This window comes from Tenacibaculum sp. MEBiC06402, from assembly GCF_049239625.1.
In the GTDB taxonomy this organism is placed as follows: domain Bacteria; phylum Bacteroidota; class Bacteroidia; order Flavobacteriales; family Flavobacteriaceae; genus Polaribacter.
The window spans coordinates 282,705-298,915 of sequence record NZ_JBMKKT010000104.1 but is presented as its reverse complement, the minus strand read 5'-3'; the positions used below and the strand labels follow the sequence as shown (position 1 = coordinate 298,915).

The window sequence follows — 16,211 nt, the reverse complement described above, 5'->3', positions numbered from 1 at the left end:
ATAATTATCTAATAATTTTGGAAGGAAAACTAACAATACTTTCATGTCCATCTTCACCAACAGCACTGACTCCGAAGAAAAAATTATCTATTACAATACCATCTAAAGTAAATTCAGTTACATTTTCAACATATTTAAAGTGATCCCATGTAGGTGAAGTTGTGTCGCGCCAGTAAATCTTATACCCTTTTGCTCCATCAACTTTATCCCATGAAAATTTAGCTGAAGCTTCAACTATTCCGCCTATGCCAACATTTTTTGGAGCCAAAGGAGCAGAGGCAATACTTGCTAGGTTAATAGCATTAACAGCCGTTAATTTTTTTGCATAATCAAAATTTACAAATTTTAATTTATCACCATACTCAATGCCATTTTCAGTTCTAATATCTTGGTGCTGTTGCGTATAATTTTCATGTGCTTCCATAATTCTAATTCCCGCAAAACCAGCATCATTAAAAGGGCGATGATGACCACCACGACCAAAACGGTCTAATCTGTAAATCATTTTCGGATTCATTTCAGGCATGTATGTTTGGGTAGTTTTATGAATATAACGAGCTAATTGTCGAGAAATACCATCTACTTCACCACCATAAAAACGTCTTGCCCTGCGTTGTCTTTCTGTTTCTATTGGAGGAACTGGCTCAGAAAAAATTCGAAAAGTTCTATTATCAATAACTCCATCAACTCCTTTGATATTTCCAATCATGTCGTTATTCATGATTCCAATAATGTTCCAGCCTTTTTCTTTAGCATAATTAGCTAAACCTTTTCCTCCAAATAATCCTTGTTCTTCACCTGATAAACCAACGTAAATTATACTGTTGTCAAATTTATATTTACTTAAAACTCTAGCTGCTTCAAGAGAACCAGCCATTCCTGTTGCATTATCATTTGCTCCAGGAGCATCATTTGTAAAATCATTTGGGTCAGATATTCTTGAATCAATATCTCCACTCATAATAATAAAGCTATTAGGATTTTTTGTTCCTCGCTGAATAGCAACAATATTTACCACCCAAACATCTTTAGTAATACGCTGATTTGCACCTTTCTTTACTAAATCCTTTTGATAAAAAACCTCTAGACAATTACCACATTCTTTTGATATTTGCTCAAACTCTTTTTTAATCCAGCGTCTTGCTGCCCCAATACCTCTTGTATTTGATATCGTGTCACTTAATGTGTGACGAGTTCCAAAATTAGCAAGTTTAGTTATGTCTTTTTCAATTCTGTTTGCAGAAATGCCATCTATTATATCATAGATTTTAGGATCGGTTTGTCCGAAACTGTTTAATGCAAATGTAATCGAAATGAAAAGCGAAAAAATATTAAAAGGTTTCATATGGAAGAATTTGATTGATGTTATTATGATGGAATTAATTCAAGTACTTTTCAAAGTTAATCTTTAAAGTACCAAAACGGAATTGTAATATCTATTTTTTTAAATGTATCTTTTTTGCGAATGAACTTCCTTTTTAATTTCAAAGTATGCTTACCGTCTTCAAGGTTTTTTGTTGGGATAAAAGTTTGAAAACCTGTCTGGTTTTTCTTGTTCTTCCCAATTAAAAATTCAGCATCAAATTTTGTAGAATCTATTTGTATTTCATACATTTCATTCACAACCTCAACATATTTCCGAGATAAACTATCTCTCTTTTTTGAAGGCATTCTATAACTTCCACTGGAGGTAAAATTTATACCTGTACTAAAACCCCTGTTATCTTGTTCAGGTTTTAACGATGGATGATAATTGTAAATTCTGTTTTCAACATTTTCACTAAAAACTTTGAAAAGATTAATATAAGGACCAGTAATAACCTTAGATTGAATACTTGCATCTTTAACCAAATCCTCATCCTTTATTAATAAGTCTTCATATACTTTATTACTTAAATAAATATTGGAGTTCAATTTTGTTTTATCAAGATAATTAGATGTTTGATATTTCACAGAACTTATAAAAGTAATAAGTATATAAACAGGAATTAATAGAAAACTGATTCTTTTAGTAAACTTATTATCTAAGAAGTTATAAACTAAAGGTCGGTATAAGAAAGACAATGTAATAAAGCTGAAAATCCAATAAAACGGAAAGTATATTTTAGATAACCACTTTTTCTTTTTTAAATAACCTTGTGTAACAAAGTCGATGAAAACTAGGAAAGATCCAAATACTAGGGTGAAAATAATTACAGTTCCAAGTACTATTCTAAGCGTTTTTGGAATGCTTTCGTTCTCAATAAAGAACGCAATCGTAGAGATTGTAACGACTATAATTATCGTTATTGAAATAACATAAAAAATTAGTAAAAAAGAAACAGCGAATAGAACACTACAATAGTTTTCTAAAATAGCCACGTATTTATCAAATGAAACTATCTTTTTTTTCAAGAAGTTTTTAAATCGATCATGATAATTAAGTGTTTCAAAATCAATATCACCAGAAACATAGCGAAGTCCAAGTGCTCCAATCCATAACCCTCTCAAAGTTACGTGAAATAGAAGGTTAAAAATAAGAATATAACAAGCTATAAGAGCTACAATAGAAATAACAAAATTGATAATCTGTTTTTCATTTTCAGATATACTTAATGACAATTTTATTTCAGGTAGGGCTGTAAACAAACCAAAAATCGCGAAACCCGAAATAATGAGTTCTAATTGCCAACTATCCTGTTGTAAACGATCTAATAATTCTTGAAATTTTTTATTCTTGAAATTATCGCTCATGAAATATTAAGTTTGATTAAAAGTACTGAGTTTTTTTCAAAAATAAGAAAACCACTTCTTAAAGGAAGTGGTTTTAAATCTATATTGATAAAAAATTTAGTTTTCTTGTTCTAACTTTTTGGTAAGAAAGAATCCAGAGAATAATCCTAAACCTCCAACTAAAAATATCATAGCAGGATAAACAGCTTCTTCATCTAATCTTGTATAGGTCGTTAGTAATAGTGCTAAGAATACACCTAAACCAATTCCCATTAATAGTAATGAAAAATTAAGAACAATCATTCTTCCAGTTAAGGTTGATTTCTTTTTCTCTCCCTGCATAAAAATTTTCGCATCAACTCCCTTTTCTATTAAAGCTAATCTCTCTTTATTTCTAGTTGAATAAAAAAGGTAAAAAATTCCGAAAATTACTGCGAATAAGAACATAAATACAATTGCTACTTCCATATTATTGTTTTTTAATATTATTTTTAATGTGTTTGCAAGTATGACAGACAGCTTTTGAAAAAGGTTACAATTTTTTTGAAAAAATATTTTTTAGACTTTTTTGTAACCTTTTAAAAGAATATGCTGTCATAGTATAAAATGACAACTATCAACGATCAAACTTACATAGAAAAAACTATTAAAGGCGATACTAATGCTTTCTCTTATTTGGTTGAAAAGTATAAGGTAATGGTGTTTAGTTTGGCAATGAAGATGTTGAAGAGTAGAGAAGAAGCGGAGGAAGTGTCTCAAGATACTTTTATAAAAGCTTTTAAAAACTTATCGAAGTTTAAAGGAGATTCAAAGTTTTCCACTTGGTTATATAGAATTGCGTACCGTAATTGTTTAGATTCTTTAAAATTGAATAAAGAGAAGTATAGAAGTGATACAATTGATGAGATTACAATTAACCAAATTAATAGTACAGACAATATCTTGGAGGATATTTCAAGAAAAGAAAGGGCTATTTTAATGAAGACCTGTCTAGATAAATTACCTGAAGAGGAACGAACAATTTTATGGATGTTCTATTACGATGAGTTAAGTTTGAAAGAAATAATCGAAATTACAGATTTTTCGGAATCAAATTTAAAAGTAAAATTGCATCGAGCGAGAAAAAGATTATTAAGTATAGTAGAAAAGAATGTAGAACCTGAATTAATTAATCATTATGGGAGAAAATAAGCATATTGAAGAGTTAGATGCGTTTGCAAAAAAGTACATTAAAGACGTAGAACAAGAATCACCTTCATTAGATTTTACTTCTAGCGTTATGGACATAATCGGTCAAACTGATAAAAGTTTAGTTTTTAAACCTACTCCATTGATATCTAAAAAGGTTTGGGTTTTACTTTTTTCAATATTAACTATTTGTATTTTTTACGTTTCAAAGGGTAAATCGATTTTAGCAACATGGAAAATGCCCGAAAGGTTTAAATACAATCCAAAGTTTGAATTTCCCGATTTGTTTCAAAATATCTCTGTTTCAAATACGATGCTGACGGCTTGTTTTTTCTTCACACTATTAATATTTATACAGATATATTTATTTAAAACAAGATTTGATAAGAGGTTGAATTCTTAAGTAATAGGAATAATTATATAATTTTAAAAAGCACCAAAACTTAAATGGCTTTGGTGCTTTTTGCTTTATCTTAAAAAGTATACACTACTTATTTTTCCGTTTGTAATTTCATAAATAGCAACAGCTTTAAAACTATTTCCGTTGACAGTTACTAATTCTTCGTCAATTACTCTATTACCTTTTACAATTCTACTTACTATTTTGCAATGTAAATCAGGTGTTCTTTCAAAAAATGAAGCATAGCGCTTTCGCATTTCATCAACACCTTCATAATTCAATTTATTAGGAAAAGTGTACACTTTTACATTTTTAGCATACGGTTTTAAAAAAGCTTCTATGTCTCTATTATTATAACCTTGTAATTGTTCTTCCGCTAAAAGTCTAGGTGAAACTTCTGCTGTAATCGCTAGTTTTGTAGAATTACTATTTACAGTTATTCTAGATATATTATTGATGTTTTCATCTTTAAACCGATGAAATAAAGACCAATTTTTATCTTTTGTAGGGTTGAATTGATATATAGCATTTTTGTCGGGAATTAAAATGCTTCCATTAGGTAACCAACAAATATCTTGAACACTTCCGGTTTTTGTAATGAATTTAATTTCTTTGGAAGTTGGATTTAACGACCAAACCTCCCAGTCTTTTCCGTTTTTTTTCATAAAACTCACTAAATTTGAATTTGGAATTTTATGAAAAGAGCGTCCAACTTCTTTAGTGATTAATGTGTTAGTTTTTCGTTTTAGATCACTAATAAATAAGTGTAAACTATCATTTACTATTGCAGAGCTTATAACGGTATTTTTATCATACCACATAGGATATGCCACTACTACATCCTTTATCAATTCAATATTTTTTCCTGTTTTAAAATCATACTCATAAAAACGTTGTTTTCCATCGTTATCTAATCTAACAGCAGATACATTTTTAGAATTTGGAATTTTTTGAGGAGAATATTCACCACCTTGTGGAGTGTTACTTATATAATATAATTTGTCGTTTTCAATAGTATACTTGGCAATATCGGTTTGTCCATTTCTTGAAGAGGCAAATAAAACTAAGTTATCATTATAAAAATGAGGTTGACTATCATAACCTTCATTATTTGAGATGTTTTTTCCATTGACTACTTCGAATTTTCCATTTTTGGATGTAATATCAAACAAATGGATTTCAGTATTGGCTTGACCCCAAGATATAGCGGGCAGTAATAAAAGTCCTATAATTTTTTTCATTATGAATTATTTGGTCGAATTAAAAGTACAAAAAAACCACTTTGCAGATTAACAAAGTGGTTTATAAAATTATGTCTTTAGTTTTTTACTCTAAGCCTGTAATTCTGAATTCTGCATAGTCCAACTCCTCGCCATCAATTTTTGAAAGGGTAGTAGTGATTACGTATTCCATATCCACAACATTATCACTTTCGATAAATCTTACTTCGTTATTTTCAAATATGAACAAACCATCTTCATTTTGTCCTTGGTAAGTCAATCTAATTTCAGCTTCTTCAGTTTCAGAACCTCCATCATCAGGAATCACTTTAGATGAAATCATAATTTCCTTCATTTCTAGTTTTAAATAAGGATATTTTGGGTCTCCTTTTAAGGCAACTTTCATTGTAAAGTTTTCGCCGTCTTTGTTAAATTTTAACTCAGGTTGAGTAATACTTACAAATTCATTTACTGGTGTTCCATTAACTTCTATTTTTTCAGTGTAAGGTTTTCCTATTTGATTTCCTTTGATGTCTCTATCAATAGATGTAACCGTGATAGTTTTACCTAAAAATGAAAAAGGTAAATCGAATTCCTCACTAATGTATTTTCTTACTTTTCCTTTTTGATTGTTTTTAGAAGTTTGTTTTACAAAAATGGTAGTTGCATTTTTTGTGTCTCCGTAACTAATTTTCATATCGATTGAAGCAACTTCAGCGGTGTTTTCATTGTTAGGAATGTCTGTGATAATTTGATATCCCAAATCTAATCGTTGATTTACTCTCATTTTTCTCAGACGAATTCGTCTTATTCTTCCACGTGCAATTCTTTCGCTTGATTGTAATTTCTTATCAATGATTACATCATCAATAGGAATTTCATTTTCTAAATTTTCCTCTGCTTCGTTTTCACTACAAGCCACAGAAACGACAAGTAATAAGATATAAGAAAGTAGTTTAATAGTAGTTTTCATAATAAAAATATTGCATTAACACTACAAATATGATTTGATTGAGTTAATGCAATATTGAAATTTTGCTGAAGTCTTTAATTCAATTTATGAATGTCGACTTTTGATTTCTAAAGTAGATTACGATTATTTATTATCGGCAATCCATTTATCGATTTTGTTTTCAAGTAAAGCTAAAGGAATACAACCTGTTTCTAATACTTGATTATGAAATTCACGGATATCAAATTTATCAGCTAAGGCGTCTTTCGCTTTTTTACGAAGTTCTCTAATTTTCAACTGTCCAATTTTATAAGATAAAGCCTGACCAGGATTAGCCATATAACGCTCAATTTCTGAAATAATGCTAGCTTCGCTTTCTGCTTCATTATCTAATGAATACTGAATAGCTTTTTCACGACTCCAGCCTTTTGCGTGCATTCCTGTATCAACAACCAAACGAATTGCACGGTGCATCTCCATTCCTAACATACCAAAGTATTGATAAGGATCAGTATATAAACCTAATTCTTTCCCTAAGTTTTCTGTATATAAAGCCCAACCTTCACCATAAGCACTGTACCAAAGAGTTTTTCTAAAGCCTGGTAAATTGTTGTTTTCTTGAGTTAAAGAAATTTGATAATGATGTCCAGGAATTGCTTCATGTAAAAATAATGCTTCGTCCGAGAAAACATTGTATTTTGTTGCATCTGGAATAGGAGTGTAGAATACACCTGGACGAGTTCCGTCTAAAGAACCAGGATTATATTCTGCACTGGCAGAAGCTTCTCTAAATTTTTCAGTTTGCTTAACCACAAAAGGAGTTTTTGGCTTATTACCAAATAACTTTTCTAATTGTGGTTTCATTTTTTCGTGAATAGCATTGAAGTTATCAATGATTTGCTGAGGTTCAGAATATGGCATTAAATCTTTGTTATTTCTAACGAAATCAAAGAACGCTTTTAAATCACCTTCAAAGCCAACTTCTTTTTTTACTTTTTCCATTTCAGATAAAATACGAGCGACTTCTTTTAATCCTAGTTCGTGAATTTCATCTGCAGTCATATTTGTTGTAGTATAATTCTTAATAGCATGCTGGTAGTATTCTTTTCCTTGAGGAATTGCATCTATACCACTAGCTTCTAATCCTGCTTCTAAGTAATCAGACTTTAAAAATTCGTATAAATCCTTGAAAGAAGGAATTAGCTTATTGTCTAGAATTGCTGTGTATTTCTGAACTAACTCTTTTTTATCAACATCAGAAAAATCTGCTGGAAACTTTTTCACTGGCGAAAAGAATAAATGATCTTCCAATTTAGTTTCAGCTAATCCTTGAAACTGTGGAATTACTTTTTTAATTAAAGATTTAGGTAATACATAACCTTCTTTTATTCCTTGTTCCATTCTTGATTTAGCTGACTGTAACCAAGTATTAAATTTATCTAATCTACTTAACCAGTTTTCATAATCTTTTACTGTATTAAAAGGTTGTGCGCTACTTCCACTTGCTAATTGTCCCATAGTCAAGTTTAAAGTCCACATTTGGTTGATTGGCAATAACTGATCGTTTTTAAAACTTCCTTGCGCCAATGCCATATCGCAGTCCCAAGCTAAAACAGCTTTACTCATTTGCTGACTTTCAGTTAACTGGTCATCAGAGAAATTTTCAAGTTTAGCTTTATAGTTTGTGAAAAAATCCTTTGATTCTAATGTGTATTCATCAGACAAAAAGTTTGGAAACTGATCGTTAAATCGATTATCACCTGCAAAAGTTGCGTTTAAAGGATTTAGTTTAAGTTTTCCTTCGTTATAATCGACCAATAACTTTTCAAATTCTTGATTGGTTTCAACTTCTTTTTTAGGTTCTTCTTTTTTACAAGAAGTTAATAATGTAGCTGCAGCTACAATAGTTAAAAAGATTTTTTTCATATGTTTTTATTGATTTTAAGCAAATATACCAAAAAGAACCTCGTGGTATGTAAAAACTAAAACCTCTCTGTTTTCACAAAGAGGTTTTATAAAATATTTTATAAACTTATTATTTAATCAAATCATAAGAACGTTTAATGAAGTTTGTTAACTCTTCACCGTGTAATAAATTCTGAGATAATTTCGCTAAATCAAAAGCTTGAGAAATTAATTGCTTTTGTTTGTCTTCATCAGCATTTAAAATATCAGAAACTAATTCGTGATTTGTATTTACAACAAGATTGTACATTTCTGGCATATTACCCATTCCCATCATTCCGCCACCAGTAGCTTGCATTTCTTTCATTCTACGCATAAATTCAGGAACGGTAATTAAAAATGGAGAACTAGAAGAATCCATAGCTTCTAGTTGCACCGTATAGCTAGAGTTGTTTACAGCTCCCTCAATAACAGGCTTTAATTTCTCTTTTTCTTCGTCAGAAAGTTTAGAAATTACAGTGTCGTCTTTCTTAATTAAATTATCAATATGATCAGCATCAACACGTTTAAACTGGACTTTAGCATCACCAGATTCCATTTCTAACTTTTGCATTAAATGCGGAACAATAGGAGAATCTAGCAACAATACTTCATATCCTTTTGCTTTAGCTTCTTCAATGTAACTGTGTTGTGCATCTTTGTTTGCTGCATAAAGAATTACATGATTTCCATCTTTATCTGTCTGAGCATCTTTTGTTTTTTCAACTAGTTCATCAAACGTAAAGAACGTATCATTTACAGTAGGATATAAAGCGAACTTTTTAGCTTTATCGAAGAATTTCTCTTCAGATAACATTCCATATTCAATAATAACTTTGATATCATTCCATTTTTGCTCAAAATCTTCACGATCTTTTTTGAACAAAGAAGAAAGTTTATCTGCTACTTTTTTAGTGATATAACCTGAGATTTTCTTCACAGCTCCATCAGCCTGTAAATACGAACGAGAAACGTTTAAAGGAATATCTGGAGAATCAATTACACCTTTTAGCATTTGTAAGAAATCAGGAACGATTCCTTCTACGTTGTCAGTAACGAATACTTGGTTTTGGTATAATTGAATTTTATCCTTTTGGATATCCATATTTTGCGTTAAACGAGGGAAATATAAAATCCCAGTTAAGTTAAATGGATAGTCAACATTTAAATGGATATGGAATAAAGGCTCCTCAAATTGCATTGGATACAATTCTCTGTAGAACATTTTATAATCTTCAGCTTCTAAATCAGCTGGTTTTTTAGTCCAAGCTGGAGTAGTATTATTAATTATATTATCTACTTCTTTAGTTTCTGGTTTTGCATCTTCAACTGCATCTTCAGAAAGAGGTAACGTTTCCGTTTTCGTTCCGAATTTAATAGGAATTTGATTGAAACGATTGTATTTAGTTAATAACCCAGAGATTTTAGACTCTTCTAGGAAATCTTTTTCATCTTCTGAAATATGTAAAATAATTTCAGTTCCTCTCTCTGTTTTATCGTGCGCTTCTAAAGTATATTCAGGAGAACCATCACAAGTCCAATGAGCAGCTGGTTCCTCTTTATATGATTTTGTGATAATTTCAACTTTATCGGCAACCATAAAAGCTGAGTAAAATCCTAATCCGAAGTGACCAATTACGCCAGTTTCGTTATTAGTGTCCTTATATTTTTCTAAGAATTCTTCAGCTCCAGAAAAAGCAATTTGGTTGATGTACTTTTCTACTTCATCAGCTGTCATACCCAGACCTTGGTCTGTAATATGAAGTGTTTTGTTTTCTTTGTCAATTTTAATTTCTATTTGAGGATTACCATATTCTACATTGGCTTCTCCGATAGAAATTAAGTGCTTCAATTTAGTTGTAGCGTCCGTAGCATTTGAAATTAACTCACGAAGAAATATTTCGTGATCGGAATACAAGAATTTTTTAATTAATGGAAAAATATTTTCTACCGATACATTAATACTTCCTTTACTCATAATATTATATTTTGATTTTTAGTCAATGTTTACGCACTTGACTAGTCAAAAAAAATACCAAATATTAAAATATGTCAGGATGGCAGAAGTCTGTTTTTAGATTTAACCGAATTGTTAAATACAATTGACGCGAGTAAACCTATTAATGAACTAACTAAGAAGAAAATAAATAGATATTGGTAACCTAAAACACCTCCAACTTCATCCAAATAATATCCTTCAATTGGACCTAAAAAAATATCAGGTGAGAATCCAATGACAGACACAATTCCTACAACTGTACCAGTCATTGTTATTGGGATTTTAGCCTCTTCTAATACAGTGAAATAGAGAACTCTTAATGTGTATGCTCCTATCAGAGAACTAATTAGTGGAAGTAAAAGCGAAAAGTAAAAGAAGTCTATATTTAATACAAAGATTAAACTACCTAAAGTCATTATTGAAAATCCTATAATTAACCATTTTGAAGGATTTGCGTTTTTTGCGAGTAAAACGACAAACAAACAAACAAAGGGCCTCATATAAGAGAAGTAAGTTCCTAGTTGAGCAGATTCTTTAGAGTTATATCCATAAATTTCGCTTGCATATTGAGTAAAAACATCAGCTACTCTATATCCTACGTATGACGTTAAAATAATTATCATTAAAATCCAAACAATAGGAAAACCCAAAGTTTTTGAAATGTTTTTACGACTACTACTCTTAGTATTTATTTTAGAAGGTTTTCCAAAATTTGGTAGGAACATAACTAAAAAAGCGATAAACATAGTGAGTATTGAGGTAATTAGATATACTTGATTCATCGCATTTTGAACTACAATTTTAGAATAATTATCTACTTCAGATATAGAAGAAATAATTGAAACACCTATTGTGCCAATAATTGCAGCAACAAATCCTCTTCCTCCTTCAAGTAACCCAAAAGCATATATTTGTTTTTTACCTCCCCATAATCTAGTAGCTTTAACTAATGGCGACCAAAAAAGCATTATTGTTGTGAAACCCCAATATATATACAATACGTATAATGTTGTTAAGGAAGGGTGCATCACCCATATAAATCCACCAATACTCGTTAGGAATAAAGCAATTCCCATTAAATATTTAGAGGGAAAACGATCGGCAATTAAACCTCCTAAAAAGTAAGAAATCATCGCAGTGATTCCGTAAAGTGTATAACAAAACCCAATGTCTTTGTTTGTTATTTCAAATGCACTTAAAAAAGTAGGTCGAAATATTCTTATTAGTACAAAAGGTAAAGCGTAGATAATTTCTGCTGCTAAAATCAAAAAAGTAATTTGGAGGCCTCTTTTATATTTCATGTAGCACGGTTAGGTAAAGTGGTTATTTTCAGGGTTGTTAGATTGGTTAATCCGTAATTTGTACTCTTAAAAGGTAAGTATTTTTAGGTAAGATTTAAAAAATATTTTCCCCCTTTTTTTAAAATGAGTTAGAATTTAGTTGTTAATCAGACTTTTACAGAACCTCCAGTTCTTTTAGTTATTATATGAATGACATCATGACATTACCTAAATATTAATAGCATCCATTTTTGTACAAAAATGATAAAATTCATACTTTTACAGGCTGATAATTTGAAAACAACTAAATTATAACCAATATATATTATGTATAGTTCAAAAATTACTGGTTTAGGTTATTATGTCCCAGATAATGTGGTTACAAATGATGATTTGACCCAGTGGATGGAAACTAGTGACGAGTGGATTCAGGAAAGAACTGGAATCAAAGAACGTCGTTGGATTGATCCTAAAACAGAAGACACTACTGCTGTGATGGGAGCTAAGGCTGCCCGAATAGCGATAGAAAGAGCAGGATTAACTAAAGACGATATTGACTTTATTGTTTTTGCAACATTGAGTCCTGATATGTATTTTCCTGGAGGAGGAGTACAAATACAAGATATGTTAGACATGCCAACAATTGGAGCGTTAGATGTTCGTAATCAATGTTCTGGTTTTATATATTCATTATCTGTTGCTGACCAGTTTATAAAAACTGGTATGTACAAGAATATATTGGTCATTGGATCTGAAAATCACTCTGGAGGATTAGAGAGATCAACAAGAGGTAGAGGAGTTACTGTAATTTTTGGAGATGGAGCAGGAGCCGCTGTACTTTCAAGATGTGAAGAGAAAGGAAAAGGAATTTTATCTTCTCACTTACATTCAGAAGGAAAACACGCAGAAGAATTGGCGTTAATAGGTCCATCAACAAATCGCTGGGTTCCAGAAATTATTGAGGCTAATGATCCTGATGATACTTCTTATTTCCCTCATATGAATGGGCAGTTTGTATTTAAGCATGCTGTTGTTCGTTTTTCGGAAGCAATTGTTGAAGGATTACAAGCCAACGGATTGGAAAAGGATGATATAGATATGTTAATTCCGCATCAAGCGAATTTAAGAATTGCTCAATTTATTCAGAAAAAATTCCAATTACCAAATGAGAAAGTCTACAACAATATTATGCGTTATGGTAATACGACTGCAGCATCTATTATTATAGCTTTAACTGAAGCTTGGGAAGAAGGAAAAATTAAAGATAATGATTTAGTTGTTTTAGCAGCTTTTGGAAGTGGATTCACGTGGGGATCTGTTGTTATTCGCTGGTAGAACAATGTTTAAAAAGATAATATAGCCGAAGATAATCTCTTCGGCTTTTTTTATTCAAAAATTGCAACAGCTCTTACCGGAGAACCTGTTCCTCCTCTTATTTTTAAGGGTAAACCGATAAAACGAAATCTGCCACGACCAATCAATTTATATAAATTAATCATGTTTTCATAATGTGTAAATCCAAGTTCTCCACAAATATGATGTACCTCTTTGTTTGATATTTTAGGAACACCAGGAGACATAGTTTCAACACCGAAAGCTGCTATCTTTTCATTTCCTAACCAACGAGCACATTTAGCCGTAATCCCAGGCCCTTTACCCCAATTCTCTGTTCTAAATGCTTTCCTATAATGATCAGTATATAATAGAATAGTATCTCCTTTTTTGATCTCTAAATTATCTTTTAAAAGTGCATCTTTAACATCTTCGATAGTTATTAATTCTTGAAAACCCTTGTAAGATAAATCAATACAGATTCCTTCCGTGTAAAACATAGATAAAGGCATTGTATCAATAGATTGACCTTTATATTCCTTTGCCATATGATTGATCGCATCGACATGGGTTCCAGTATGTTCACCCATTTCTAATTTATAAACAGCGGGAGTCTTAGTTTGAGGATTTTCTTCATTGTCCCATTGTTCGTGTGTGTTATGAACTGTCATGGTAACCTGAGGCAAACTTTTATATACAGGCATTCCTTCGTATATCTCCTGACTTAAATCAATAATTTCAGTCATTTAGTTCAATCTTAACATTATAATTTTCAAGATCTTTTAAATAAGTGTCAGGAATGAAATTTTCATGATCAAACTCTTGTTGTCTCGTTTCTTTCATTTCAATTCTTTTAATAGCTTTTAAAAAGCGACGAATTTCTAAATCATTTTTAATCAATAATCCTGGAACAGGAACACTTTTGCCTTCATCATTTTTAGCAACCATTGTGAAATAAGAAGAGTTACAATGATTTACTTTACCTGTTTGTATGTTTTGAGATTCTACTCGAATACCTACAACCATCGAAGTCCTTCCTACGTAATTTATAGAAGCTTTCATAGTTACCAATTCTCCAACTTCGATTGGGTTTAAAAAATCAACAGTATCAACAGATGCAGTTACACAATATGTGCCAGAATATTTGGCTGCACAAGCAAAGGCAATTTGATCCATGAGGTTTAAAATATATCCTCCATGAATTTTACCGCTAAAATTTGCATGTGATGGGAGCATTAATTCCGAAATGGTTATTCTAGTGTCTTCAACAGGTTTGTATTTATTCATCATCTTTTTTAGATCTTAGTCCACCAAAATGAGGTGAGTTTTCTTCTTCTACTTTCGTTATAAAGTATTTAGTATCTCCTAACCAAAATAACTTGTCAAAGCGTTCTATATAACTTAATTTTACATATCGTCCCTGAAATTTCTGCAGGTTTTCTATTACGCTTTTTTCTTTATCTTCAACCGAGAACTTGAAAATTTGCGCTCCAGAAATACCCTGACTAATTTCTCCTTCCCATGTTTTAATTACTAGTCCTTTTCTACTAAATTTAATCAGTTCGCCAGATCTTTCTCCTTCACTATAAGTTCCATAATACACAATTGCATAATAGGCGCTAGCAATTAAAAAAATCCCTAATAATATGTAAGCAAGTATTTTTTTCATAGTAACAAAATTACGATTTAAAAGTGTTTCAAGTTAAATCGTTAGTTTAAAATATTGAGTGCAATTATGGTTTTTCCACGTTTTTTAAAGGTTTATTTTTCCTTTTCAGCACTATTTTTTCCCTTTTCACTCTATTTAGTTATGTACTAAATTCATAATCTGTCTTTCTTTGAAGGAGTTACAAATGCTTAAATCGAAAATTATGACTCCAAAAAAAATGGCACTACTATTATTGTTTGTTTCCGTTTCAGGAATGACACAAGAAAATAAAGCGAATGAAATATTTGATATTGCGCGCAGCGGATCTCTTCAAGAATTAAAAGAATTATTAAAGATTCATCCACTTGCAATTGACATGCCGAATGAAGCGGGTTATAATGCGCTAACACTTGCTTGTTATAATAGTAATAATGAAGTTGCAAAATACATCGTAGAAAACACCAAAAACATTAATACAAATAATGGTTATGGAACTGCATTAATGGCTGCAACAGTAAAAAGTAATAAGGAATTGGTTGAGTATTTAGTGCAACATAATGCTGATATGGATATTTCTGATGCAAATGGAAAGACGGCTTTGCACTATGCTGTGGTTTTCAACTCTTATGAAATTGTTGAGTTTTTAATAAAGTCAGGAGCAAAATTCGATTTAAAAGATAATAGAGGAAACACGGCTAAAGATTATGCCAAATTAAAAAGTGATAAAAGAATACTAACCTTATTTAAAATCTAATTATATTATGAAAACAAAACTACTCTTGGTTTTTGTGTTGGCAAGTTACTGTCTGTCTGCACAAGTATTTTCAACAGGAACTCAGACTCTGAAAGATAACTTAAGTGTGAATTTAGAGATAGACGGAACAACTACTACATTAACTTTAAATGGTCCTTCAAATGCCTGGTTTGCGATAGGTTTCGATAATGGAGCTACCAATATGTTTAGCAATACAGATGTTTTTAGAACTGATGGAACTACTATTACAGATGCTACAACAGTAGGTAATCAGCTACCTCCGGCAGATTCGAGTCAAGATTGGAATTTAGTATCAAACACGGTCTCAGGAAATATCAGAACTATCGTCGCAACACGACCAAATAATTCAGGTGACGCCAGCGACTTTGTTTTTAGTAATTCTGCGGGAAGTATAGATGTTATTTGGGCTTTTGGAAGTTCAACAACTTATGCTTATCATGGCGGTTCTAATAGAGGTGCAACTACGCTTGGAGTAACATTAAGCACTAAAAAGTTTGAAACTTTAGATTTTGTGGTTTCTCCGAATCCTATTTCTAACAATGTAAAAATTCAATTACCAACCTCTGTAGAGAATGCAGATATAAGCTTTTACGATTTATCTGGTAGATTATTGAAAAAGGAAGTTGCTACATTGTTTAGTAATAATGAGTTTGCTTTAGATGAATTTGGAAGTGGAGTATATTTCATAAAAGTAAGTGCGGAGGGAAAAATAGGAAGCAAAATGATTGTAAAAAGATAACATTCAAAAATAGATTTCAAGA

General features: G+C 31.1%; 16 protein-coding genes. 5 read left to right on the top strand and 11 right to left on the bottom strand.

The window, feature by feature from the left end; genetic code table 11:
- Positions 1-4 precede the first annotated feature (4 nt).
- From ACOSP6_RS15625 to ACOSP6_RS15615, 3 genes are all read right to left on the bottom strand, one after another.
- Positions 5-1,345, bottom strand: coding sequence for a M28 family peptidase (locus ACOSP6_RS15625; RefSeq protein WP_422093786.1), 1,341 nt, complete (start codon positions 1,343-1,345; stop codon positions 5-7).
- 56 nt (positions 1,346-1,401) lie between these two features.
- Complete coding sequence (locus tag ACOSP6_RS15620) at positions 1,402-2,733, bottom strand: hypothetical protein (RefSeq protein WP_422093787.1); 1,332 nt, start codon at positions 2,731-2,733, stop codon at positions 1,402-1,404.
- A 96-nt stretch (positions 2,734-2,829) separates the two neighbouring features.
- Complete coding sequence (locus ACOSP6_RS15615) at positions 2,830-3,180, bottom strand: DUF6249 domain-containing protein (RefSeq protein ID WP_422093788.1); 351 nt, start codon at positions 3,178-3,180, stop codon at positions 2,830-2,832.
- Positions 3,181-3,318: 138 nt separating this feature from the next.
- On the opposite strand from ACOSP6_RS15615, the gene ACOSP6_RS15610 reads away from it, so the two are divergent.
- On the top strand, positions 3,319-3,903 hold the full coding sequence (locus ACOSP6_RS15610) for an RNA polymerase sigma factor (RefSeq protein WP_422093789.1): 585 nt from the start codon (positions 3,319-3,321) through the stop codon (positions 3,901-3,903).
- The gene (locus ACOSP6_RS15605) at positions 3,890-4,303 is read left to right on the top strand and encodes a hypothetical protein (RefSeq protein WP_422093790.1); all 414 of its coding nucleotides are present in this window, start codon (positions 3,890-3,892) and stop codon (positions 4,301-4,303) included. The genes ACOSP6_RS15610 and ACOSP6_RS15605 overlap by 14 nt, the downstream gene beginning before the upstream one ends.
- A 65-nt stretch (positions 4,304-4,368) precedes the next feature.
- On the opposite strand, the gene ACOSP6_RS15600 is transcribed toward ACOSP6_RS15605, so the two are convergent.
- The 5 genes from ACOSP6_RS15600 to ACOSP6_RS15580 form a co-directional block, all read right to left on the bottom strand.
- A complete protein-coding gene (locus tag ACOSP6_RS15600) occupies positions 4,369-5,541 on the bottom strand; it encodes a nuclear transport factor 2 family protein (RefSeq protein ID WP_422093791.1) in 1,173 nt (390 codons plus the stop codon).
- Positions 5,542-5,626: 85 nt separating this feature from the next.
- Positions 5,627-6,493 carry a hypothetical protein gene (locus tag ACOSP6_RS15595; RefSeq protein WP_422093792.1) on the bottom strand — a complete coding sequence of 289 codons (867 nt, stop codon included), beginning with the start codon at positions 6,491-6,493 and terminating at the stop codon, positions 5,627-5,629.
- A gap of 123 nt (positions 6,494-6,616) precedes the next feature.
- A complete protein-coding gene (locus ACOSP6_RS15590) occupies positions 6,617-8,398 on the bottom strand; it encodes a DUF885 domain-containing protein (RefSeq protein ID WP_422093793.1) in 1,782 nt (593 codons plus the stop codon).
- Between the two features lie 109 nt (positions 8,399-8,507).
- Positions 8,508-10,394 carry a molecular chaperone HtpG gene (gene htpG, locus ACOSP6_RS15585; RefSeq protein ID WP_422093794.1) on the bottom strand — a complete coding sequence of 629 codons (1,887 nt, stop codon included), beginning with the start codon at positions 10,392-10,394 and terminating at the stop codon, positions 8,508-8,510.
- A gap of 74 nt (positions 10,395-10,468) precedes the next feature.
- Positions 10,469-11,716, bottom strand: a complete 1,248-nt coding sequence (locus ACOSP6_RS15580) for an MFS transporter (RefSeq protein ID WP_422093795.1) — start codon at positions 11,714-11,716, stop codon at positions 10,469-10,471.
- A gap of 306 nt (positions 11,717-12,022) precedes the next feature.
- On the opposite strand from ACOSP6_RS15580, the gene ACOSP6_RS15575 reads away from it, so the two are divergent.
- Positions 12,023-13,030 (top strand): 3-oxoacyl-ACP synthase III family protein, encoded by a 1,008-nt coding sequence (locus ACOSP6_RS15575; protein WP_422093796.1) that lies wholly within the window; start codon positions 12,023-12,025, stop codon positions 13,028-13,030.
- 50 nt (positions 13,031-13,080) lie between these two features.
- Here the strand turns inward: ACOSP6_RS15575 and ACOSP6_RS15570 are convergent, their stop codons facing one another.
- Genes ACOSP6_RS15570 through ACOSP6_RS15560 form a run of 3 tightly spaced genes read right to left on the bottom strand, consistent with a single transcriptional unit; the run spans position 13,081 to position 14,696 of the window.
- Positions 13,081-13,773: a cyclase family protein gene (locus ACOSP6_RS15570; RefSeq protein WP_422093797.1), complete on the bottom strand. Its 693-nt coding sequence runs from the start codon at positions 13,771-13,773 to the stop codon at positions 13,081-13,083.
- Complete coding sequence (locus ACOSP6_RS15565; RefSeq protein WP_422093798.1) at positions 13,766-14,317, bottom strand: acyl-CoA thioesterase; 552 nt, start codon at positions 14,315-14,317, stop codon at positions 13,766-13,768. Before ACOSP6_RS15565 ends, ACOSP6_RS15570 begins: the two co-directional genes overlap by 8 nt.
- Positions 14,307-14,696: a 6-phosphogluconate dehydrogenase gene (locus ACOSP6_RS15560; RefSeq protein WP_422093799.1), complete on the bottom strand. Its 390-nt coding sequence runs from the start codon at positions 14,694-14,696 to the stop codon at positions 14,307-14,309. Before ACOSP6_RS15560 ends, ACOSP6_RS15565 begins: the two co-directional genes overlap by 11 nt.
- A 202-nt stretch (positions 14,697-14,898) precedes the next feature.
- Between ACOSP6_RS15560 and ACOSP6_RS15555 the strand changes: the two genes are divergently transcribed.
- Positions 14,899-15,429 carry an ankyrin repeat domain-containing protein gene (locus ACOSP6_RS15555; protein ID WP_422093800.1) on the top strand — a complete coding sequence of 177 codons (531 nt, stop codon included), beginning with the start codon at positions 14,899-14,901 and terminating at the stop codon, positions 15,427-15,429.
- Between the two features lie 7 nt (positions 15,430-15,436).
- On the top strand, positions 15,437-16,189 hold the full coding sequence (locus tag ACOSP6_RS15550; protein WP_422093801.1) for a T9SS type A sorting domain-containing protein: 753 nt from the start codon (positions 15,437-15,439) through the stop codon (positions 16,187-16,189).
- Positions 16,190-16,211 lie beyond the last annotated feature (22 nt).

Coding starts and splice junctions, on each gene's coding strand:
- ACOSP6_RS15625 (WP_422093786.1), bottom strand. CDS start 1,345: ATGAAACCTTTTAATATTTTTTCGCTTTTCATTTCGATTACATTTGCA.
- ACOSP6_RS15620 (WP_422093787.1), bottom strand. CDS start 2,733: ATGAGCGATAATTTCAAGAATAAAAAATTTCAAGAATTATTAGATCGT.
- ACOSP6_RS15615 (WP_422093788.1), bottom strand. CDS start 3,180: ATGGAAGTAGCAATTGTATTTATGTTCTTATTCGCAGTAATTTTCGGA.
- ACOSP6_RS15610 (WP_422093789.1), top strand. CDS start 3,319: ATGACAACTATCAACGATCAAACTTACATAGAAAAAACTATTAAAGGC.
- ACOSP6_RS15605 (WP_422093790.1), top strand. CDS start 3,890: ATGGGAGAAAATAAGCATATTGAAGAGTTAGATGCGTTTGCAAAAAAG.
- ACOSP6_RS15600 (WP_422093791.1), bottom strand. CDS start 5,541: ATGAAAAAAATTATAGGACTTTTATTACTGCCCGCTATATCTTGGGGT.
- ACOSP6_RS15595 (WP_422093792.1), bottom strand. CDS start 6,493: ATGAAAACTACTATTAAACTACTTTCTTATATCTTATTACTTGTCGTT.
- ACOSP6_RS15590 (WP_422093793.1), bottom strand. CDS start 8,398: ATGAAAAAAATCTTTTTAACTATTGTAGCTGCAGCTACATTATTAACT.
- htpG (WP_422093794.1), bottom strand. CDS start 10,394: ATGAGTAAAGGAAGTATTAATGTATCGGTAGAAAATATTTTTCCATTA.
- ACOSP6_RS15580 (WP_422093795.1), bottom strand. CDS start 11,716: ATGAAATATAAAAGAGGCCTCCAAATTACTTTTTTGATTTTAGCAGCA.
- ACOSP6_RS15575 (WP_422093796.1), top strand. CDS start 12,023: ATGTATAGTTCAAAAATTACTGGTTTAGGTTATTATGTCCCAGATAAT.
- ACOSP6_RS15570 (WP_422093797.1), bottom strand. CDS start 13,773: ATGACTGAAATTATTGATTTAAGTCAGGAGATATACGAAGGAATGCCT.
- ACOSP6_RS15565 (WP_422093798.1), bottom strand. CDS start 14,317: ATGATGAATAAATACAAACCTGTTGAAGACACTAGAATAACCATTTCG.
- ACOSP6_RS15560 (WP_422093799.1), bottom strand. CDS start 14,696: ATGAAAAAAATACTTGCTTACATATTATTAGGGATTTTTTTAATTGCT.
- ACOSP6_RS15555 (WP_422093800.1), top strand. CDS start 14,899: ATGACTCCAAAAAAAATGGCACTACTATTATTGTTTGTTTCCGTTTCA.
- ACOSP6_RS15550 (WP_422093801.1), top strand. CDS start 15,437: ATGAAAACAAAACTACTCTTGGTTTTTGTGTTGGCAAGTTACTGTCTG.